This is a genomic window from Paenibacillus glycanilyticus, assembly GCF_023715145.1.
GTDB classification, from domain to species: domain Bacteria; phylum Bacillota; class Bacilli; order Paenibacillales; family Paenibacillaceae; genus Pristimantibacillus; species Pristimantibacillus glycanilyticus_A.
Genome location: NZ_JAMBNP010000001.1, coordinates 282,407 through 305,316, shown reverse-complemented (window position 1 = coordinate 305,316; position 22,910 = coordinate 282,407). Strand labels below are relative to the sequence as shown.

Below are 22,910 nucleotides of genomic sequence, written 5' to 3'. Positions count from 1 at the left end.
GCAAAAAACTTTCCTGAGAGGGGTTAATAGCATGGGAGTTAGCATGTGGAAACGGATGGCCTCGCAAACACTTGTAGCCGGTCTCATTGTCTCCAGCTTTGCGGGCATTGCGGTACCCGCGGTTTCGGCTGCGGCGGATCCGGTGAATGTATGGATGACAACCGGGGACAAGAGCAGTCTGTTAAGTCAACAGCCGGATATTGCATTCGAGTCAAACGGTTCGCCGGCGGAGCTGACCATTGATATCGATGAGAATACGAAGTACCAGACGATAGACGGCTTCGGAGGCGCGCTTACGGATTCTTCGGCGTACGTCATCTCGCAGATGGATGAGCCGGCAAAGAATGCATTGATGAATAAGCTGTTCAGCCGGAATGGGGATGGCGCGGGCTTCAGCTATCTGCGTCTGCCGATGGGGGCAAGCGATTTTGCAACCAGCATTTATACGTACGACGATATGCCGGCAGGGGAGACGGATCCTGACCTCGAGCATTTCTCGATTGCTCATGACAGCGCATACATTATTCCTTTGCTCCAGCAGGCGCTCGAGATTAACCCGGATCTGAAAATCATGGGAACGCCTTGGAGTGCGCCAGGCTGGATGAAAACAACGGACTCTTCGATCAAAGGAAAGCTGAAAGACGAATATTATGGCTTCTATGCGCAATATTTCGTTAAATTCATTGAAGCCTATGAAGCAGCCGGCATTCCGATTGACGCCGTGACTCTCCAGAACGAGCCTCATTTCGAACCAGGCGATTATCCCGGCATGAGAATGGAGCCTGAAGATCAAGCCAAGTTTGTCAAAGATTATTTGGGGCCGGCTTTTGAAGAGGCTGGCATCGATACCAAAATCGTGGTCTGGGATCATAACTGGGATAATCCAAACTATCCGATTGAGGTTCTGAATGACGCGGATGCAAAGAAATATATTGCCGGCTCCTCGTTCCATGGCTATGCGGGTAATGTTAACGCGCAGGCGCTTGTGCATGACCAGCACCCCGACAAAGACATTTACTTTACGGAAAGCTCGGGCGGCGAATTTGCTCCTGACTTTGCCGGCAACGTTCAATGGGACTTCCAAAATCTCATCATTGGCGCAACTCGCAACTGGGCACGGACATCGCTCAAATGGAATATTGCCCTTGACGAGAATCATGGCCCTTACGTAGGCGGCTGTAAGGATTGCCGCGGGATTGTAACCGTCAACAGCGGCACGGATGAAGTAACCTATAATGAAGAGTTCTACGCATTTGGCCAGGCGAGCAAATTTGTTCTGCCGGGTGCGCAGCGGATCAAGTCGAATACTTTTGGGGCTGGCAGCATTGAGGATGTGGCGTTCGAGAACCCGGACGGCTCTAAAGTATTGCTTGCTCTAAACTCGTCGAAGCAATCTAAAGCATTCAAGGTAAGATGGGGTTCCAAAAGCTTTGCTTACACCCTCCCGGCAGGTGCGGCAGCGAGCTTTGTATGGAATGGAACACAGGACAGCGAGGCATCCATCAGTCCTTACGCAGCCTTGCAAGCCGAGGATTACAGCGAGGCGAATGGCGTTGCAACGGCCGTGACTACAGATACAGGCGGCGGAAAATATGCCGGTTCAACGGCAGACGGCAGCTATATCGCATTTGATCATGTCGAGTTCCTGAACGGCACGGCAAGCGTGAAAGTTAGAGCTCAGTCTCAAGGAGACGGCGGTTTCGAATTCCGTCTGGACAGCCCGGAGGGAGCTTATGCCGGCGGCGTTGATCTTGCGGATACGAACGGAGCATGGATAACGAAAGCGGCGCAAGCGGAAGCTGTTACGGGCAAGCACAAGCTGTACGTCGTATTCCGCGGCAAAGTGAATCTCAACTGGTTCCAATTCTCGTATGATTTTGTGCAAAGCAGCTTTAACTACCTGAGTATTGGCGGCAGCTTTGAAGAAGGCGCGCTTGCGGGCTGGAGCAGCTGGAGTCCGGAAGGTCAAGACAGCGCCCAAAAGGCGGACAGAGACAATCCGAGAAGCGGCTCGTATAAGCTGACGCATTATCTGGGCGGCAACACGCCTTATGAACAGACGACTTACCGTACCGTCAAAGTACCCAATGGAACGTATAAGGCATCCGTATGGTATCAAAAAGGCGGCGACACGAATGTAAGCCTGGAAGCAAAAAAATATGGCGGTGCTGACCTGAAGGCGGCAGCGGCAACGACGGCTTACGTTGGATCGTGGACGCAAATCGTGCTCCCCGAAATTCAAGTCACAAACGGACAGGTGGAGCTCGGCATTCACTCTCGTAATAAAGGCGGCGAGTGGGCGGCCTTTGATGATGTGGAGCTGACACCGGTTATTGCGAAAGCGCCGGCGGCGGCACAAGGTACAGCCGCTCCTGAAACTCCTCAAGAAGTAAGCTCGGAGCTTGAAGGAGGACATAATATCAAGCTAGCATGGAAAGCTGTAGAAGGCGCAAACGGATATAAGATTTACCGTTCCTCTGCAGCCTCCGAAGCAACCGTAAACGGTATCTATCCGGATTATCGCTTAATCGGACTGGCATCCGAAGAGGCAACAACCTATCTCGATCAGGGCTTGCGCGGGTCTACCGCTTATTCGTACCGAATGACAGCCTTTAACGCCACCGGCGAATCGGCAGCAAGCTTGTCCGTACAAGCAACAACGGTTGAGGGTTCAGATACGGCGGCACCGTCAGCTCCTGCCGGGCTTCATGCCGAACCGGGCATTGAACAGGTTAAATTGTCCTGGGAGCCAAACGCTGAGACGGATTTCCTGAAATACAACATCTATGTAAATGGCTTCAAGCGGGCTTCGGTTGATCCTGCACCTGAATCCCGTTATTCGGTAACCGGTCTAAAGGCGGGTACGCGCTATACCTTTCTTCTTCCATCGATAATGATTCGCCGCGCGGCAAATACAAAATGACCCATTGGTCGGGATCGGCTTATCAGCAATCGAACTATCAGATTCTTACCGTTCCTAACGGAACGTATAAAGCCCAAGTCTGGGTGAGAACGGGCGGCGGCCAAAACAAATTCCAGCTTGAGGTTTCGGGCTACGGCGAGAATGCTCCGCAGCTGACGAAGGATATGAGAAGCGCAAGCGGCAGCACTTATACCCCGTTTGCAATTGACCGAATCGAAGTAACGAACGGCAAGCTGCAAATCGGCGTATTCTCCGATGCCAAAAGCGGCAATTGGGCGGCGATTGACGATTTTGAAATCTATCATTATCCGGATGCAACCGTAGGCGTAACTTCCGTATCGCTGGATAAAACGGAACTCGCTCTCAATCTGGCGAATACGAAGACAGGCAAATTGACAGCTTCTGTTCAACCGGATGATGCCGAGAATCATAATGTATACTGGAGCAGCAGCAATTCTGCAGTTGCAGCTGTCGCACATGGCGTTGTTACGGCCGTAGCGGTTGGAACAGCCGAGATTACGGTTACCGCGGAAGATGGCGGCTTCACGGCTAAGGCAACCGTAACGGTAACAAGCGGAGAGACCACTCCTGCGAATCCATCGAACCCTGGCGGCGGCACAGGCACAACTGGACCAATTGTGAAGACGGACGGAACAGTCGCTACAATCAGCGGGTTAACTTCTGCTACAGAGACTGATCCTAATGGTTATTCGGTATCTATCGTCAAAGTGGACGCGGCATTGCTGGCCAATGCGGCTAAAGAGAGTAAGGTAAACGCGATCCTAATCGACCTGAGCGATCTGAACAGCCAAGCCTCCGTACAAGCAGAGTTCCCCGTTCATGCGCTGTCAGAGCTGCTCGGCACAAATAAAGATCTGAGGATTCAAGTAAAAACCGATCTCGGAACTATAGAGATTCCGCTTCAAGCCGTTCTGAAAGGCGCGGCAGCGAGCGGTCAACAGCTGCGTATCGGAATAAACCGGGTCTCGGATGCAGTCAAACAGGCAGCAGAACAAGCCCTGAAGAACAGGCAAGGGAAATTGATCGGCGCACCGGTACAATTTACCGTATGGGTAGGCAATGATCAGAACTGGAAGGAAGTTACTGCCTTCGGTAACCAATTTGTCACCAAGACCATACCGCTTGGCAAGATAAGCGAGAGGCCTGCAACAGGTGTTGTTCTTGGGACAGACGGTTCAATCCTTCCGGTACCTACAACTTCCACAACAGATGCCAATGGCAATGTTGCCGCAATCATTCGTTCAAATCATAATAGTGTTTATGCGGTCATATCCGCTAGCAAAACCTTCGCCGATATCCAAGGACATTGGGCGGAAAAAGAGATTAAAACTCTTGCTTCCAGCTTTATCGTGAATGGTGAAACGGCAGATCGATTTGCTCCCGAACGGCAGCTTACCCGTGCAGGGTGGGTGGCCATGCTGACCAGAGCCCTTGGTCTGACTTCGAGCTCTCCGGCTGGCAGCTTCAAGGATGTATCCGGTCATGCCTGGTATGCTGACGCCGTTGCTGCAGCAACGGAAGCGGGTATCATGAAAGGCTTTACCGACGGAACCTTCCGTCCAAATGATAAAATTACGAAGCAGGAGCTTGCGGTAACGGCAGCCAATGCGCTTGCATTTGCAGGAAAAGCTCAGGCTGCCGGCGATGAGCAGCTTGCGGCACTAAAGGACGGAAGCGATATCTCGGCTTGGGCAGCGGACGCAGTGGCTCAGTCTTTGAAATCCGGGCTTGTAAAAGGAACGCCGGAAGGCTTCTATTACCCGAACAAGACGGCAACGCGCGCGGAAGCGGCTGTCATTTTGTACCGGTTAGTTACGTCGATTCAAGGTTAATAGAATGAGGGAAGCCGGCTATCTATCGTAGATAGCCGGCTTTTATTTAATTCAGCAAATCACGCTCCTCGTCAAATTCCAGCATAAGATTCATGTTCTGAACGGCAGCCCCCGATGCGCCTTTGCCTAAATTACCGTACCTGGAAATGATCGTTATGTTGTCGCCCTGACCTAGCGCTCTTGTTAAATTTGTAACCTTTTTCCTTCTCTATCGTCTAATACCAGTATAAAACTTGTTATGATTGGAGCCATGGTTCATGCCTTATACGTTAGCTCATCCGTTGTTTGCTTATCCTTTGAAATATGTAAACCGCAAATTCGCAAGCGTTACCGGTCTGGTATTGGGAAGCATGGGGCCGGATTTGGAGTATTTTGTCCATCTGCAGCCTCATCAGACGATTGGGCACACCATCATGGGGTTATTCCTGCAGGTTATTCCGCTAAGCATTGTACTTGGACTTTTGTTTCATTATGTCGTGAAAACCTCTCTGGCTCTGCATCTGCCATCGGCATTTGATCTGGATAAACGCGCTTATGGTCTGTTGAATCGCTGGAACATGCGAAGCTTCAGGGCGTGGTTGATCTATTTGCTGTCTGTGGTCATCGGGTTCTGCACGCATGTTCTGATTGACGGGTTTACGCATGAGAGCGGTTATTTCGTCAAGCATCTGACTATTTTGAACAAGACGATTGTTCTGAATCTGCCGTTATTCAAAATCCTGCAATACAGCTTTTCGCTGCTGGGTCTGGCTGTCATAGCCCTTACCATTCTTTCTCATTTATATAGAAGCGATCCGCAAGCAAAGAGTATTCCCGCTGTTCCTTCTTATCAAAAGTGGCTGTTCTGGACGGTCGTATGCTTATGGGTTGTGCTGCTAACGGGCTTGAAATTATACGTCAGCGGTTTGCCGGCTGTTAGTATTGTGGTCGTTGCGCCGATATCGGGGGCATGCGTCGGTCTTGTTGCGGCATCTCTGATTTACAGACGGTCATAGACTTCTATAAAATGGTAGAGGTATGTAAATATCATAACTTAATGTGCGAGAGGCAGGTTGTTATTGTTATGGGTAAAGTCATATTGTTCCAAGGGGACTCAATCACCGACTGCGGACGTTCGCGCGAAGGGAATCCTAGCCAACTGCTGGGACAAGGGTATGCGTATCATATTGCCGGCCAGTTAGGCTATCAGCTGCCGGGGGCAGGCCATCAATTCATAAATAGAGGGATCAGCGGCAATCTTGTTTCCGATTTGTATGCGCGCTGGAACGAGGATGCCATCGCGGTAAAACCGGATATCCTCAGCATCTTGATAGGGGTTAACGATACTTGGCGAATTATGGACAGATTGCCCAGCGGGGCAACGGATCGCTTCGAGCGGGCCTACCGTGTTCTTCTCGAAGAGACAAAGGAAGTATTGCCGGATACAAGGCTTGTGTTATGCGAGCCGTTTGTTCTTCGTACGGGCGTTACCGCGAAGGAATGGAGCGCCTGGCGAGAGAGAGTGGAACGGCAAAGCGGCATTGTGAGACAACTGGCGGAAGAATATAAGGCAGTGTTTGTTCCGTTCCAGCAGGCATTTGACGAAGCCGCGGATAAAGCAACGCCTGATTATTGGCTTTATGACGGCGTACATCCAACCGCAGCCGGACATTATTTGATGGCGGCCGTATGGCTGAAGGCGGTACAAAACAGTCCGATTGCAATTAATTAATCTTCGTTTTCCCACTATGTGCGAAACAAGTCTGGAGTCTTGTCATTTGAGCTCGGAAAATCCCCTTAAGCGATAGGCTCGCCTAAGGGGATTCTGTTTGTTTCGCTTTGTTGTTTTCTAAGCAGGGAAGGGGCAGTCCCTCTATATTTCTTGTACATCTTCGTGAAGTAGTTGGAGTTGTCGCAGCCGACACGGCCCGCGATCTCGGTAATCGAAAGACTGCCTTCCAACAGAAGCCTCTCCGCTTCATTGACGCGGCATACGTTTACATAATCGATGAACGTTCTGCCCGTTAATTTTTTAAACATTTTGCAGAAATGATGAATGTTCAGATTCATTCGTTTGGCGGCACCGGCGACCGTTTGTTTGTCTGCAAAATTAGCTTCAATATATTCGATCAGCGTCTTGAACTGTTCCCGGTTATGAACATATTGGGCTGTTGCCTGCTCAGGAAGCTGCTTCGGCAGGAATTTGCGCGACAACAGGGTGAGCAGCATATGAAGCTGGGACTTTACCATCAATTGATAGGCGGGCTGCTTCGCCGTAAATTCCGAGTTCGCCTGCTCCAGCAAGTAATAATAATCCGCGCAGGTCGGATCAAGCTCGGCAGGCTTGACCGGCAGATGGACTCTTCCTTCCAGATAAGGGAGGACGTATTTCGTATGGATAGAATCCTGCATCCAGTTCTGGAACAGGGAGCTGTTAAATACGATGGCCAGGTACGAGATATCCCCTTCGCAGAGACTGTAGCCGACATGAAGCGCACCGGCCGGTATGAACAAGACATCTCCGGAGCGGGCCTCATAAGGCTCGCTGTCAATATGAAAGATGGCGCTGCCCCGCTGCATGACAATAATCTCGAAATGCTCATGCCAATGCAGATAAAGAATCAGGTCGCCGGACTTCTTCTGATAGGCGCGGTTCGTGAATATCTGGACCGGATGCGTTCTTTCATCTATTCTAGTATTCTCGCGCAGTTCCTTCGGATAGCTCATGAAAGTCTCAACTCCACAATATTGGACTAGTAAAACACAAGAATGGTAGAGAATCGTCCATTTACCCGCGCTATACTGAGGTTGCAATCAAAATTAATCCACCAAAATAGGAGTGGTAATGATATGACACAATTGCTTCGTATTGGAACATTGGTAGGAGGAGGAGACGCAGTCCGCGTTATTCCTCAAATTGCTCCTCATGGCTTTGAGTCGTACAGCCTGACATTCTGGCAAACGACGGGGAAAACGGATCTTGTTGAAACGGCGAAACGCGTTCGCGAGCTTTCGGATGAATTCGGTTTCATTATATCGACGGTTGGCATATTTGGCAATCCTCTGACAGGCGCAGGGGACAATGCGGATACGCTTGCCAGCTGGGAGAGACTGATTGATCAGGCGCATTTGTTCGGCACTAATATTGTATCCGGTTTCACCGGCCGCTTGACCGGCGAATCGATCGAAAGCTCCATTCCGCGTTATGCGGAGGTGTTCGGGGAGCTTGGCAGGCGTGCTGCGGACAAAGGGGTGCGCATTGCTTTCGAGAACTGCGATATGGGCGGCACATGGGAAACGGGCGACTGGAACATCGCTCATAATCCGACAGCTTGGGAGATGATGTTTAACGCGATTCCTTCCGACAATATCGGCTTGCAATGGGAGCCGTGCCATCAGATGGTATCGCTTATTGACCCGATTCCTCAGCTCCGCAAATGGGTGGACAAAGTGTTCCACGTTCATGGGAAGGATGCCACAATTGCTTGGGATGTCGTAAAAGAATACGGCATTCATGGTCCAAAGCCATTCGTATGGCACCGGACGCCGGGCTTTGGCGATTCGAACTGGACGGACATTATTACAATCCTGAGACAAGCCGGATACCAAGGCACCATCGATATTGAAGGCTGGCATGATCCGGTCTACAACGGCGAGCTTGAGATGACGGGACAAGTACACGCGTTGAACTATTTGAAGCAATGCCGCGGCGGAGCGATTGTGCCGAATCCGAAGTAAGAGGTGAATGACGATGAACGCGACTTATAAGGTAGTAGTAGCGGGCTGCGGAGGCATGTCGAATATCTGGATTGATACCGCGATTGAGCGGGAAGATACCGAAATCGTAGCGTTAGTGGATATCAAGCTGGAATTCGCCGAGAAGATGCGGGAGAAGAAAGGACTGGATTGCCGTACCTTCACGGATCTTGCCGAAGCGATAGAAGCAACGGGGGCGAATCTCGTCTTTGACGTGACGATTCCGGCAAGCCATCACAAGATTGCAAGTACGGCTATGCAGCTTGGCTGCAACATCTTCGGAGAGAAGCCGCTTGCCGAAACAGCGGAGGAATGCAAGGATCTGATCCGGATTGCCGAAGAGACAGGCAAGTCGCACGCGGTCATGCAGAACCGCCGGTTTGATCCCCGAATCCGTTCGCTGCGTCACTTGATCGAATCGGGAACCATCGGCAAGCCTGGCTTTGTGAACGCGGATTTCTTCCTCGGCCCGCACTTCGGCGGATTCCGGGATACGATGGCAAGTCCGCTGCTGCTCGATATGGCGATCCACACCTTCGATCAGGCACGCCTCATTCTTGGCGCTGATCCGGTATCGGTCTATTGCCATGAGTTTAACCCGCCAGGCTCCTGGTACGAGGGGGCTGCCGCGGCCGTCTGCATCTTCGAAATGTCCGACGGATCCGTGTTTAATTACCGCGGTTCATGGTGCGCGGAAGGGGCACATACTTCATGGGAAGCGGATTGGCGGATTACCGGCGAGAAGGGTACCGCTATATGGAACGGGCATGATGCGCCATATGCGGAAGTGGTAGCTCCGGAAGAGCAAGAAGGAAAGTTTATCAAATCCTTTGTCCGCGTTGAGGCGGATCCAGCCGTCTATTCGGAAAGAACCGGACATCCGGGCTGTCTGGACGAGATGTTCCTCTCTCTCCGGGAGAACCGCAGGGCGGAGACGGACAGCCGGGATAACCAATACAGCATGGCGATGGTGAACGCCGCGCTTGAAAGCGCGCGGACGGGTCGAAAAGTCGCAATCGCAGATTTTATTCAGAAGTAGCAGGTAGACTGGAGCGGGAGCTGTCCCGCTCTTTTTGTTTTTGAATATATTTGTTTATGTCCGAAACATTTTGTTTTCAAATAAAAACAAACGTGATACTATCAAAACATAAAGATAAAACAAAGTATTCGGAGGTAAACAAAATGGTACAAAGCTTATGGCAATCATCCCAGGCATCCCAATTTACGAATGGTCTTGATCAATTGGTCTACCGCTCCAACCTGATCGGCGCGGACCGCCGCGTCTGCAACATCTATGGCGGCAATACCTCTGCTAAAACAACGGTTAAGGACTTCCGCGGCCGTGATATTGAAGTCATGTACGTAAAAGGCAGCGGCTCGGATCTTGGTTCGATGAAAGCAGCGAACTTTACCGGCCTCCGCATGGAAGATATCCGTCCGCTCTTCGAACGCGGCGAAATGACGGACGAAGAGATGGTGGCTTACCTTGGCAACTGCATGATTGACGCGAAGCATCCGCGCGCATCGATCGAAACGTTGCTGCATGCGTTCTTGCCGTTCAAGCATGTCGACCATACGCATCCGGACGCCATTATCAGCTTGTGCTGCGCGGACAACGGCCGTCATTTGGCGGAAGAGATTTTCGGCAACCGATTTGTTTGGGTTCCTTACGTGCGTCCCGGCTTTACCCTCTCGAAGATGATCGCGGAAGGCGTATTGGCTAATCCGAACGCCGAGCTGGTTCTGATGGAGAAGCATGGCTTGGTTACTTGGGGCGAAACCTCCGAAGAAAGCTACGCGCAAACCATTAAGATTATTAATGAAGCGGAAGCTTTCATTGAAGCCCGCGTAAATGAAGCCAAGCTGTTTGGCGGAGTGAAGCACGAGGCCCTTCCGGCTGAGATTCGCCGTCAAATCGCAGCGCAAGTGATGCCTACGATCCGCGGCGCGGTATCCGATGTGAAGAAAATGATTCTTTCTTACGACGATCAAGAAGACGTGCTTGCATTTGTTGGCGGTGCGGATGCGGCGAAGCTGTCGCAGGTAGGCGCGGCTTGCCCGGATCATCTCGTTCATACGAAGGTTGTTCCGCTCTTCATCGACTGGACGCCAAATACAGAGGATATCGACGGCCTCAAGTCGAAATTGATTGAAGGCGTTGCGGCTTATAAAGAACAATACAAAGCCTACTTCGAAGAAAACAAAAACGATGGCGACGTGATGTTCGAAGCGGCTCCTCGCGTTATTCTGATTCCGGGTCTTGGCATGATTAATACAGGCAAGAGCTGGGCATTGTCGCAAGTCAGCGGCGCTTTGTACCACCGTGCGATTTCGGTTATGCGCGGCGCTACCGCCCTGGGCAGCTTCGTATCCCTTAGCGCGAACGAGTCGTATAACGTGGAATACTGGCCGCTTGAGCTTTACAAGCTGTCGCTTGCTCCCGCGGAGGCCGAATTCTCCCGCAAGGTTGCCTTTATTACCGGCGGTGCAGGGGGTATCGGCAGCGAGACGGCACGCCGCCTCGTATCGGAAGGCGCGCATGTGGTGCTTGCCGACTTGAATCTGGAAGGCGCGCAAAAGGTTGCTCAAGAGATTAATGACAAATACGGAGAGAACCGTGCTTATGCCGTCAAGATGGACGTTACGGACGAGCAGGCTGTACAGGCTGCTTATGCCGAAGTATCCCTCGTGTACGGCGGCGTTGACATTATTGTTAATAACGCAGGTCTTGCAACGTCCAGCCCGTTTGACGAAACATCGCTGAAAGAATGGAATTTGAACATTAACGTGCTTGGCACCGGCTATTTCCTGGTTGCCCGCGAAGCGTTCAAGCTGATGAAACAGCAAGGCATTGGCGGCAACATGGTATTTATCGGCTCCAAGAACTCGATCTTCGCTGGCAAGAGCGTAACGGCTTACAGCTCCGCGAAAGCGCTGGAGGCTCATCTTGCGCGCTGTATCGCGGCGGAAGGCGGAGAATTCGGTATTCGCGTCAATACGATTCTGCCGGATGCCATCCTGCAGGGATCGGCGATTTGGAACGGCGCATGGCGCAATGAACGCGCTGCCGCTTACGGTATTGAGCCTGATCAATTGGAAGAGCACTACCGCAAACGGACGACCTTGCTCGTCAATATTTATCCTAGAGATATTGCGGAAGGCATCGCCTTCTTCGCATCCTCGAAGTCTGACAAAACAACCGGCTGCATGCTGACGATTGACGGCGGCGTACCGGCTGCATTCACACGCTAAGAAGGAGGCGTCCCGCACAGATGGATCCAAATGTGAAGCAAGCTTATGAAGCGGCAAAGGCATTGTATGCCCGGCATGGCATTGATACGGATGAGGTATTGCAAAAGCTGGAGACAATCAAGGTTTCCATGCATTGCTGGCAAGGGGATGACGTGAAGGGTTTCCTGAACGCCGATCAGGAATTAACCGGAGGCATCTCGGTTACCGGTCAATATCCGGGCGCGGCTCGAAATCCGGAGGAGCTTCGTTCCGATCTGGACAAAGCCTTCTCACTCATTCCGGGCAAGCATAAAGTAAATCTTCATGCCATCTATACAGATACGAGCGAGAAGGTAGAGCTCGATGAGCTCGAGCCGCGTCATTATGAAGGCTGGGTAACTTGGGCGAAGGAGCAGGGTGTTGGACTGGACTTCAATCCAACCTGCTTCTCGCATGAGAAATCGAGCGACGGCTTTACGCTAAGCCATCCCGATCCGGAGATCCGGCAATTCTGGATTGACCATTGCAAAGCGTCCCGCCGCATCGGCGCTTACTTTGGCGAGCAGCTGGGCCAGACTTGCGTGACCAACGTCTGGGTTCCCGACGGCTTCAAGGATAATCCGGTTGACCGGATGACCCCGCGCAAGCGGCTGAAGGCTTCGCTCGATGAAGTATTTGCCGAACCGATTGATCCAAAATACAACCTGGACGCCGTGGAGAGCAAGCTGTTTGGTCTGGGTTCCGAAGCGTATGTAGTCGGCTCCCATGAATTCTATATGGGTTACGGACTGCAGAACGACAAGCTGATCTGCCTTGATGCGGGTCATTTCCACCCGACGGAAGTGATTTCGAATAAATTATCTTCTCTTGCGCTCTTTACAAGCGGCATCCTGCTTCATGTAAGCCGCCCGATGAGATGGGACAGCGATCATGTCGTTATTATGGACGATGAACTGCTGGAGATCGGCAGAGAGCTGGTGCGCCATGATCTACTGGGCACTACCCATATTGGCCTCGATTTCTTTGATGCCAGCATTAACCGCGTAGCTGCATGGGTGGTTGGAACTCGCAATACGATCAAAGCCCTGCTCCGTGCCATGCTCGAGCCGGTTGAGACGCTGAAGAAAATCGAATTGGAAGGCGATTATACAACTCGCCTGGCGTTAACGGAGGAATTCAAATCGTATCCGTTTGGCGCGATCTGGGACTACTATTGCGCCGCGAAGGGTGTACCCGTCCGCGAGCAATGGATTGCCGAAGTGAAAGAGTACGAACAAAACGTATTGCTGAAGCGCGGTTAGGAGGGCGACCGATTGTCAGATATTCTTGCCTTTGACCTCGGCGCAAGCAGCGGCAGAGCTATTCTTGGCAGCCTGAGGGACGGGAAGATCGTAACCGAGGAGCTGCACCGGTTCCCTAACGATCCGGTGCAGGCGGGTGACCGTCTGCACTGGGATATTCTCCGGCTGTATCACGAAATTAAGCAAGGCTTGCTTAAAGCCAAGCATAAAGGCGTACTGCCGGTAAGCATCGGGATTGATTCCTGGGCCGTGGACTTTGGTCTAATAGCCGGTGATGGCAGCCTGCTTGGCAATCCGCTTCATTATCGTGACCGGTCGAGTGCCGGGATGATGGAGAAGCTGCAGGAGGAATTGACCCCGGATGAGATCTTTAAGGCAACGGGCATCCAATTTCTGCCTTTTAACACCATCTATCAGCTGTATGCGGCGAAGCTCAATCAGTCGCCGCAGCTTGACTCGGCCAAGCATTTCCTGATGATCCCGGATCTGCTCCGCTATTTTCTGACCGGTGAAATGCACAATGAGTTCTCTAACGCTACCACAACCCAGCTGTACAATCCGGTCAAGCAGCAATGGGATGAGGAGCTATTGCGGCATCTTGACCTGCCGCAGACCTGGTTTGGAGATGTGCTTCAGCCGGGTTCGCCTGCCGGGTATTTACAGCCATCCGTTCAGGAAGAGCTAGGATTAGGGCCAATTCCCGTTCATGCGGTAGCGGAGCATGATACGGCATCCGCGGTTGTGGCTGTTCCGGCACTTGACCGGTCCTTTGCTTATTTGAGCTGCGGGACATGGTCGCTGCTTGGGACGGAGATATCGGAGCCGATTATTACGGACGAAGCGCAGCAGCTTAATTTTACGAATGAAGGCGGCTTTGGCGGCACCTACCGACTGCTCAAGAACATTATGGGTTTGTGGATTCTGCAGGAATGCCGCAGGGAATGGGAACGGACGGGCCAGAACTACAGCTTCCCCGAGCTCGTGAAGCTGGCTGGAGAAGCACCGGCCTTTGCCGCGTTTATTGATCCCGATGATCCGGTGTTTATGGCGCCGGGCGATATGCCGGGCAGGGTGAAGGAATATTGCCGGAAAACCAATCAACCTGTTCCTGAAGATGTCGGAACGCTGGTCCGCTGCATATTGGAAAGCCTCGCATATAAGTACCGCTATGTGCTTGAGATGACGGAGCGCTTGTCCGGTCAACAGTTCAACGGTCTGCATATGGTAGGCGGAGGTATTCATAATACGCTCCTCTGCCAATGGACGGCGAATGCTATCGGCAAGCCGGTCTGGGCTGGACCTGCGGAAGCAAGCGCGATCGGGAATTTGGCTGTTCAGTGGATTGCCAGAGGAGAGTTTGCGGATATATGGGAAGCCCGGCGGGCGATCGGGGATTCTTTCCCGGTTACAAATTACGGCCCTGAAGAAGGGGACGCATGGTATGGTGGTTACGGACAATTCCTGGAGATTACGGCACTCGGTTGAGTCTATCCACCCGTGACCTGCGTAAGAGAAACGTTTTTCGGGCAGCGGTACTGCGGGGATATTCCCGCTTTATCTGCTGCCTTCGCTTTTTTTTGTCTATACTCTCGCATAATGGATAGGAGGGGCATCGAATTGAGGCTGGGATTATTGGCTTTCTATTACAATTTGCGGATCAAGTATAAAATAATTGTCCTGCTCGCCTTAATGATGGCGGTAATCGGCATCGCGACATTTGCGGTTATGCATTATGCTTTTCGCGCCTATGACAAGGAAATTTACAAGCAATCGGCCAGCGCCTTGAACAGCGCTTCGCTTGGCGTTGAGAAGGAGCTCCGCAATATGGAGAAGATCTCCTTCAAGATTGCGACGGACAGCTATATCCAGGATTATCTGAGCGAGATCAAGGCTGGCGGATCCGAGTATAGCAATTACTTGACGGCGGTCAATATACGCCAGCGTCTGCTTACCTTCACGAGCAACGAGAAGTATATTTTATCTTTTCATGTGATGGATATTTTTAAGAAGCAATATGGAAACGGTTACAAAATGATTAATCTATCAACGGGACGCAACGCCCAGGTCGTCGACGAGACGAATAAAACAAATGGAGGCGTCCGCTTTATTTTCCCGGACCATGGGGACAATGCCCTGATTGCCGGCAGGGAAATCCGCAGGGTGGACGGTCTTGAGCTTGATCACCTTGGCAATATGGCAGTCCGGATCGACATTGACCGGCTTTACAGCGATCTGGTGACATCCGCGGATAATTCCAAAGCGTATTTCGCCATTATGGAGAAGGGCGGCAATCTGGTTTACCCGCATGATCAGCCTAACGGAATTAATCTGGCTTCCTTGCAGCTTCCCGGTCAGCAGGGCTTCAAGATCGTAACGTTGTCGGGCAAAAAATATTTCATCACCTATTTCTCGTCCGGCTATTTGGACTGGGTATACGTCAATGTTAATTCCTACGAGGATATCTTCCATACAACCGAATCGGCAAAAAATACTGTTATCATCATCTACATTATTCTCTCGGTGCTTATTTTGGGCGGCGCCCTCAGCTTCTCGCGGTCCATTACGGGTCCAATCGAACGGCTGAATCAGAAGATGAAGCGAATCCAGCTTGGGCATTTCGAATTTGCAGCCGATGAGCAGGAGGAGCGGAACCTCGCGAAGGATGAAGCGGGACAATTGCAGCGCAATTTCCGGATGATGGTGGGTCGAATAGATGAGCTTATCAACGAAAACTATGTCAAGCAGCTTACCATTAAGGATACGGAATTCAAGGCGCTGCAAGCACAGATTAATCCGCATTTTCTGTACAACACATTAGAGTCTATTAACTGGTCTGCCAAAATCGCCGGTCATAAGCAAATCTCGGTTATGGTCGAATCCCTTGGTTATTTGCTCCGAAGCACGATCAGCCACAAACAGCCTACCGTTACGCTGGAGGATGAGATGAGGCTGGTCAGCCACTATATTGCCATTCAGCATATCCGATTTGAAGAACGGCTTGTCTTCGAGAACCGGATTCCCGAGCGGTTGCTTGGCGTCTACGTACCCAAGCTGAGCCTGCAGCCTCTGGTGGAGAATGCCATCCATTACGGGCTGGAGCAGATGATTGAGGCATGCGTCATTACCATTGCGGCCGAGGAATGTGAAGGCGGTATTGCCATCACCGTATCGGATAATGGACCGGGACTTGCAGCCGATGTGATAGACCAGCTTAGAAACGGCGCCATTACCCCTCGCGGGACAGGCATTGGCCTCCGCAATATCGAGGACCGCATCAAGATGCTGTTTGGCGAGGCTTATGGAATCCGGGTGGACGGCGTTCCGCCGCAATACACGAGAATCACGTTGTATCTGCCAATTGAAATGGGGGACAGAACATGAAGTATAAAGTGCTGTTAATTGACGATGAACGGATTATTCTGGAGGGCATTGCATCCCTGATGGATTGGGAGAGGTACGGGACGCAGCTTGCCGGTACGGCACGCAACGGGCTGGAGGCTCTTCAGTTCATAGAGTCTCAGGTGCCGGACATTATTATAAGCGATATCCGCATGCCGGGTATGGACGGTCTAAGTCTGGTCAAGCGTTTGAAGGAAACTCATCCGCACATTGCCTGCATTATGCTGAGCGGCTTTGGCGATTTCGACTATGCCCGCCAGGCGATGCAATACGGCGTAAAGCATTATTTACTGAAGCCTTGCAATGAGAATACGATTGCCGAGGCCCTTGCATCCGTGGTGGAGCAGCTAGATCAAGAACGGCATACCGATGCTTTCATGCGCCGGATGCAGGAAGAATTAAAGAAGGTGCTTCCCAGTGCCAAAGAGCAGTTTCTGAAGGAGTATGTGACGAATAAGCGTTACGGACGCCGGGAGTGGGACGAGTACGGCAGGCTGTTTGGCATCCAGCTTGAGAACCTGGAGGCCAGGCTGCTGTTGTGCCAGCTGGAAGGCTCCTATGAATTCGATCATCTCTTTGCGCTTAAAAATATTGCGGAGGATATCATAGGAAGGCCAACGATTCTGCTCAGTACGACGATAGGCAGCCAGCTGCTCATTCTGGTCCGCGACCAGTATCCCGAAAGCGAGCTGCTGAACATTTTGGCGGAAGTGAAACGGACCTTCATGGGGTATTTCAAGCTGGATACAACCATTGCGATCAGTGATGCCGGCGAGCTGTCGGAAGCCCGGAAAATGTACATGGATACGCGCAGCTGCCTGAACCATCGCTTCTACTTGGGCGGAGGAAGCCTGATCACGGTCCGTGACATTCAGCAGCAGCATGAACAGGTGGAGCAAGCCTTCCTCTTTGATGATGCGCAGCTTTGCATGGCTGCCAAGTCAGGCAACTGGGAAGAGGTAAGCAGGGAGCTTGACGAAGCCTTCCGGATTCTGGCTGAGCTTAGGCTTGATGACTTGACGGCCAAGTCTTATGTGATCCCCCTGTATGTCGCGCTCTTCAGACAGGCGGAGCCAAGAAGGATGAATGAATATTTGCAGCTGCTCGCCCGGATTGAAGGCTTGAGCACCCTGCAGGCGCTGCAAAGCTTCGTACAGGACGCCGCCAAGCGGATTTGCGAGGAGAATTATGAAATCCAGTCCAGCCGCCATTCCGGCATTATCCAGAAGATGATGAATATCGTAACGGAGCATTTAAGCAACCCGGCGTTATCCCTGCAATGGGCGGCAAGCGAGATTTTATATATGAACGCGGATTATTTAGGCAAGCTGTTCAAGAAAGAGACGGGGGATAAATTCTCAAATTATGTCATGAAAACTAGGATGGACAAAGCGCTCGAGCTCATCGAGGAAAGCAATGACGTTAAAGTATTTGAACTTGCGGAGCAGCTGGGCTTTGGCGATAATCCTCATTATTTCAGCCAGGTCTTTAAGAAATATACAGGAAAGTCGCCCTCCGATTTCAAGAAAACCTCCTGAACAAGATGTCTGTTTTTTGACGAAAAATCACTGGTAATTCGATTCCGGCCTCTTCTGTTTGGCTGTACTATAGGAAATGTAAACACTTACATGGTTTGAGGAAGGGGCGCTAGAAACATGGGAAAGAAGCTATCGGCAGCAATCGCACTCATCTTGGCTACGACTCTTACAGCAGCATGCGGCAATGGAGGCAGCAGCAATAACAACGCCAATCAAGCCGCCAACGCCAATGCAAGCAATTCGGCAAACGCGGGGAAATCGGATGCAGGGGAGAATGTTACGCTCCGCATTGCCTGGTGGGGTTCGCAGCCTCGTCATGATTACACGCTCGAAGTGATCAAAATGTATGAGGCCGCTCATCCAAATGTGAAGATCGAATCCGAGTACGCTAACTTTGACGACTACTGGAAGAAGCTCGCACCGGAAGCGGCGGCAAGCGAACTTCCCGACATCGTGCAAATGGATATTTCCTACCTGTCGCAATATGGCTCGAAAGGACAGCTGGCCGATCTTACGCCATACTTAAACAACCAGATTGATACAACGGATATTTCGGAGAACGCGATCTCCGGCGGTAAAGTAGGCGACAAGCTGTACGGCTTTAACCTAGGCGTAAATACGGTAAACTTCCAATACGATCCCGAGCTTCTGAAGAAGCTTGGCGTGGACAAGCCGGCGGACGACTGGACATGGGATGATTACTTCGCGCTGGCGGCAAAAGCGAAGGAAGCGGGACTTTACTTCGATAACGGCTTCCGCCCGGAAGTATTCTTCGGCTACTACCTGCGCACGAAGGGCCAGCATCTCTATAATGCGGAAGGTACCGCCCTCGGTTACGAAGACGACAAGCTGTTCGCTGATTTCTTCAAACCGCTGGCTCAGCTCGTCAAGGATGGAGATACGCCTCCGCCGGACGTGAAAGCGCAAATTAAAGGCCTGGAAGACGACCTGCTGGTCAAGAGTCAGCAAGTTGGCATTTGGCAATGGACGAACCAATTCGTCGGCATTCAGCAAGTGGCGAACCGTCCTCTGGAAATGGCGAATATGCCTGGTCCGGACCGCGAGAAAGGCCTCTATCTGAAGCCAAGCATGTACTTCTCGATTGCACAGAACTCCAAGCAAAAAGAAGCAGCCGCAGACTTTATCAACTTCTTCGTGAATGATATCGAAGCCAACAAGCTGATCAAAGGCGACCGCGGCGTACCGGTGAACAGCAAAGTCATTGAAGCCATCAAGCCTACGCTTGAACCGGCTCAACAGCAAGTATTCGATTATGTCGCTTGGGCACAAGACAACAGCTCCCAAATGGATCCGCCGGATCCAATCGGCGCAGCGGAGATTATTACCTTGTTCAGCTCGCTTGCGGAGCAAATGGACTTCCAGCAGATTACCGCCGAGGAAGCAGCCAAGCAATTCCGCGAGGAAGCCAATGCGATATTAGCCAAGAACAAATAAGGAATGTCAGGCAGGGGATGGCTGGCCATAAGCGGCCAGCCATCTTTTATAAAAATTGGCGGCGAATCTTGTGCAGGAGTTGGTGGAAATGAAAGTGGCTTTGAAGAAGGATATAACGGGTTATGCGTTTATCAGCCCTTTTGTCGTTGGTTTTCTAGTCTTTACCTTTGTTCCGATTTTAGCTTCCCTCTATTTGTCGTTTACCGATTATGATCTGTTTACGACCCCTTCGTGGGTGGGCATTGATAATTATCATGATCTCTTTACGAGTGACAAGAAGTTTTGGAAATCGCTCAAAGTTACATTCCTGTACGTCTTTATCGGAGTTCCGCTTCGCTTGTTCTTCGCCCTTATGGTTGCCATGCTGCTTAATACCGCTTCGAGAGCGGTCGGCGTGTATCGGACCTTGTTCTATCTTCCATCCATTATCGGCGGCAGCGTAGCCGTGTCCATCATGTGGCGCAATCTGTACGGCGATAAAGGGATAATTAATGTGATGCTTGAAGCTGTGGGCCTGGATGCGGTAAGATGGTTCGCCGATCCGATGGCAGCGCTTTGGATGCTTATTACCTTGTCGGCTTGGCAGTTCGGCTCCTCGATGCTTATCTTCCTGGCAGGTCTCAAGAACATTCCGGCCAGCTTGTATGAAGCTGCAAGCGTAGACGGCGCAAATGGTATTAACCGATTCTTTAAAATAACGGTGCCAATGCTGACACCGATCATATTGTTTAATGCGATTATGCAAACAATCGGGGCTTTCATGACGTTTGTTCCGGCTTATATTATTTCCAAGGGGACGGGCGGACCGCTCGACGGAACTTTGCTCTATTCGTTGTATTTATTCCGTCAAGGCTTCCAATTCTTCGATATGGGCACGGCATCGGCAATGGCCTGGATCATGCTCATCATCGTTTCGGTACTGACCGCAGTCCTGTTCCTGTCGTCCAAATACTGGGTTCATTACGAGTCGAAGGAGGGGTAAGCGCATGATAGCGAAAAAATGGAGATGGCCGATTTATCATATTGCTGCCGCAGGCGGCGCTATCTTGATGATCTATCCCGTAATCTGGCTCCTCATGAGCTCCTTCAAGAAAAGCGAAACGATCTTTACAACCTCCGGCAATTTGATTCCGGATCACTGGATTTGGACGAACTATTCGGACGGCTGGGCAGGGATTGGCGGTCATTCGTTTGGCACCTACATCTACAATACGCTGGTTCTTGTTGTGCTGGCTACGATTGGTGCCGTATTATCTTCTGCGATAGTTGCCTTTGGGTTTGGACGATTGAATTTCCGGGGCAAAAAATTCTGGTTTGCCATTATGATGGTTACGCTCATGCTGCCGCATGATGTAACTCTGGTGCCGCAATATATTCTGTTCTCCAAGCTCCACTGGCTTAATTCTATTAAGCCAATTGTTATTCCGGCATACTTCGGGGCACCGTTCTTTATCTTCCTGATGGTGCAATTTATCCGGACGATTCCGGGTGAACTGGATGAAGCGGCAACGATTGACGGCTGCGGCAAGTTCAGATTGTTCTACCGCATTATTCTGCCGCTTATTATTCCGGCAATGGCTACCGCTGCCATCTTCTCGTTCTACTGGCGCTGGGAGGACCTGATTGGTCCGCTGCTCTATCTGAACAAGCCGTCGATGTACACGGTATCCATGGCGCTTAAGATGTATCTCGATGCCGAGACTCTCTCCAACTGGGGGGCCATGTTCGCGATGTCGATTGTCAGCCTGCTGCCCGTATTCGCGATCTTCTTCTTCTTCCAGAAGCATATCGTGGAAGGGATTAGTACAAGCGGTCTGAAATAATCAAGGTAGCTGCCCGAGGGGATGATCCCGGGCAGCTTTTTCACCTTATATGATGGTAAGAGATAACATTGCAATAGAAAACAAAAAAGCGCTCCAGAGCTGGAGCGCTTTTTTGAATAGCTGTTAACTGTTACCGGCCCATCCAGCCGCCGTCTACGTTGAGGACATGTCCGCTCAGGTAGTCGGATGCCGCGGAGGAGAGGAATACAACCGGACCTTTCAGGTCATCCGGCGTACCCCAGCGGCCTGCCGGAATGCGTTCCGTAATGGAATTCGTACGGGCTTCATCCTTCAGGATAGGGGCCGTATTGTTGGTGGTCATGTAGCCTGGCGCAATAGCGTTGACATTAACGCCTCGGCCAGCCCATTCATTGGCCAGCGCCTTAGTTACGCCGGCAACCGCATGTTTGCTAGCCGTGTAACCGGGTACGTTAATGCCGCCTTGGTAGCTGAGCATCGATGCGATGTTAATGATTTTGCCGCTGCCGCGCTCCAGCATATGACGGCCGGCAAGCTGGCTGAGGAAAAAGACAGAGTTCAGGTTCAGATCAATGACATCGTACCAGTCTTTTGCCGCATGATCCGCAGCCGGCGTACGGCGGATAATACCGGCGTTGTTAACGAGAATGTCCACTTTGCCGAAAAATCCGAGAGCCTGGTTAAACACGTCCTCAAGAAGATCGGCATTGCTGAGATCAGCTGAGATTTCTTCCGCTTGTCCCCCGATCGCGCGAATCGCTTCAACGGTAGCATGACTGTTCGAAGAGGAGATCGCTACGATGGACGCGCCGGCTTCCGCCAGTCCAAGCGCCATGGCTTGGCCAAGCCCGCCGGAAGTGCCGGTTACAACTGCGGTTTTGCCTGTCAGATCAAATAACATCGATTAATTCATCCTTTCATAGATCGCGAGATTTGCACCGGCTTGCCGGTACTGCTCAGCCGTATCCGCCGAAATCCCGGAGTCGGTAATGATCGTTGTAATTTCATGAAAGTTTGCAAAGGTAAACAAAGCGCCTTGGCCAAATTTGTGATGATCAACAACGACATATGAGCTTTGAGAGGTATCGAGAAGGGCTCTCTTGAATGCCGTCAGATCACCGGTATATATCGTAAATCCAAAATCGGCATGAACGCCCGTTGCGGACAGGAAAGCTTTCTTAATATTCAGCTTCCGGATATAAGCTTCCGCTTCAGCGCCAGCAAGCATATTGCGGACACGGTAGCCCCCGGGCACAACCAGCTGGATCTCATCCTTGCGCGACAGCTCGGCGATGATATGCACATCGTTCGTAACGACGGTAAGAGGCTGATTGGGAAGCTTCTTCGCCATCTCAAGCGTCGTGCTGCCGCCATCGAGAGCAATAATATCGCCGGCCTTAATAAAAGAAAGCGCCAGCTCCGCAATCTCCGTCTTCGCCGAGGCATGGCGCACAAGCGGCTCTTGCTGAGATAGGATTCCAAGCTGGCCCGATTGGGCAAGAACTGCTCCCCCGTGAATACGGAGGAGCAGTCCTTTTTCCTCAAGCCTCGCCAGATCCTCGCGGATCGTCTTGCCCGTCACATTCAATCGTTCGCTTAATTCCTGAACCGTGACTTCGCGGCTGGCCAGCAGGGCTTCCATAATTCGTTCATGTCTTCGGATTGCATTCATT

General features: G+C 51.4%; 17 protein-coding genes. 14 read left to right on the top strand and 3 right to left on the bottom strand.

Annotated elements, in window-relative coordinates; all coding sequences use genetic code 11:
• Positions 1-31 precede the first annotated feature (31 nt).
• From M3194_RS01510 to M3194_RS01495, 4 genes are all read left to right on the top strand, one after another.
• Complete coding sequence (locus M3194_RS01510) at positions 32-2,923, top strand: carbohydrate-binding protein (protein WP_251651258.1); 2,892 nt, start codon at positions 32-34, stop codon at positions 2,921-2,923.
• Positions 2,920-4,776, top strand: coding sequence for an S-layer homology domain-containing protein (locus M3194_RS01505; RefSeq protein WP_251651257.1), 1,857 nt, complete (start codon positions 2,920-2,922; stop codon positions 4,774-4,776). Before M3194_RS01510 ends, M3194_RS01505 begins: the two co-directional genes overlap by 4 nt.
• A gap of 257 nt (positions 4,777-5,033) precedes the next feature.
• Positions 5,034-5,771: a DUF4184 family protein gene (locus tag M3194_RS01500; protein ID WP_251651256.1), complete on the top strand. Its 738-nt coding sequence runs from the start codon at positions 5,034-5,036 to the stop codon at positions 5,769-5,771.
• A 68-nt stretch (positions 5,772-5,839) separates the two neighbouring features.
• Positions 5,840-6,487 (top strand): SGNH/GDSL hydrolase family protein, encoded by a 648-nt coding sequence (locus tag M3194_RS01495; RefSeq protein ID WP_251651255.1) that lies wholly within the window; start codon positions 5,840-5,842, stop codon positions 6,485-6,487.
• Positions 6,488-6,552: 65 nt separating this feature from the next.
• On the opposite strand, the gene M3194_RS01490 is transcribed toward M3194_RS01495, so the two are convergent.
• Positions 6,553-7,482, bottom strand: a complete 930-nt coding sequence (locus M3194_RS01490; RefSeq protein WP_251651254.1) for a helix-turn-helix domain-containing protein — start codon at positions 7,480-7,482, stop codon at positions 6,553-6,555.
• Between the two features lie 123 nt (positions 7,483-7,605).
• Between M3194_RS01490 and M3194_RS01485 the strand changes: the two genes are divergently transcribed.
• The 10 genes from M3194_RS01485 (at position 7,606) to M3194_RS01440 (ending at position 21,258) form a co-directional block, all read left to right on the top strand.
• Entirely contained in the window at positions 7,606-8,493 is an 888-nt protein-coding gene (locus M3194_RS01485) for a sugar phosphate isomerase/epimerase family protein (protein ID WP_251651253.1), read from the top strand.
• A 13-nt stretch (positions 8,494-8,506) separates the two neighbouring features.
• The gene (locus tag M3194_RS01480; RefSeq protein WP_251651252.1) at positions 8,507-9,550 is read left to right on the top strand and encodes a Gfo/Idh/MocA family protein; all 1,044 of its coding nucleotides are present in this window, start codon (positions 8,507-8,509) and stop codon (positions 9,548-9,550) included.
• Positions 9,551-9,693: 143 nt separating this feature from the next.
• Complete coding sequence (locus M3194_RS01475; protein WP_251651251.1) at positions 9,694-11,763, top strand: bifunctional aldolase/short-chain dehydrogenase; 2,070 nt, start codon at positions 9,694-9,696, stop codon at positions 11,761-11,763.
• Between the two features lie 20 nt (positions 11,764-11,783).
• A complete protein-coding gene (gene rhaA / locus M3194_RS01470; protein ID WP_251651250.1) occupies positions 11,784-13,043 on the top strand; it encodes an L-rhamnose isomerase in 1,260 nt (419 codons plus the stop codon).
• 12 nt (positions 13,044-13,055) lie between these two features.
• Positions 13,056-14,528 (top strand): rhamnulokinase, encoded by a 1,473-nt coding sequence (locus M3194_RS01465; protein ID WP_251651249.1) that lies wholly within the window; start codon positions 13,056-13,058, stop codon positions 14,526-14,528.
• 132 nt (positions 14,529-14,660) lie between these two features.
• Positions 14,661-16,424 (top strand): cache domain-containing sensor histidine kinase, encoded by a 1,764-nt coding sequence (locus tag M3194_RS01460; protein WP_251651248.1) that lies wholly within the window; start codon positions 14,661-14,663, stop codon positions 16,422-16,424.
• Positions 16,421-17,980: a response regulator transcription factor gene (locus M3194_RS01455; RefSeq protein ID WP_251651247.1), complete on the top strand. Its 1,560-nt coding sequence runs from the start codon at positions 16,421-16,423 to the stop codon at positions 17,978-17,980. The genes M3194_RS01460 and M3194_RS01455 overlap by 4 nt, the downstream gene beginning before the upstream one ends.
• Positions 17,981-18,097: 117 nt before the next feature.
• Complete coding sequence (locus M3194_RS01450; protein ID WP_251651246.1) at positions 18,098-19,435, top strand: ABC transporter substrate-binding protein; 1,338 nt, start codon at positions 18,098-18,100, stop codon at positions 19,433-19,435.
• An 88-nt stretch (positions 19,436-19,523) separates the two neighbouring features.
• On the top strand, positions 19,524-20,417 hold the full coding sequence (locus tag M3194_RS01445; RefSeq protein WP_251651245.1) for a carbohydrate ABC transporter permease: 894 nt from the start codon (positions 19,524-19,526) through the stop codon (positions 20,415-20,417).
• Positions 20,418-20,421: 4 nt separating this feature from the next.
• Positions 20,422-21,258, top strand: a complete 837-nt coding sequence (locus M3194_RS01440) for a carbohydrate ABC transporter permease (RefSeq protein ID WP_251651244.1) — start codon at positions 20,422-20,424, stop codon at positions 21,256-21,258.
• 130 nt (positions 21,259-21,388) lie between these two features.
• Here the strand turns inward: M3194_RS01440 and kduD are convergent, their stop codons facing one another.
• Entirely contained in the window at positions 21,389-22,138 is a 750-nt protein-coding gene (gene kduD / locus M3194_RS01435; RefSeq protein WP_251651243.1) for a 2-dehydro-3-deoxy-D-gluconate 5-dehydrogenase KduD, read from the bottom strand.
• Between the two features lie 3 nt (positions 22,139-22,141).
• A complete protein-coding gene (locus M3194_RS01430; protein ID WP_251651242.1) occupies positions 22,142-22,909 on the bottom strand; it encodes a DeoR/GlpR family DNA-binding transcription regulator in 768 nt (255 codons plus the stop codon).
• Between the last annotated feature and the right edge of the window lies 1 nt (position 22,910).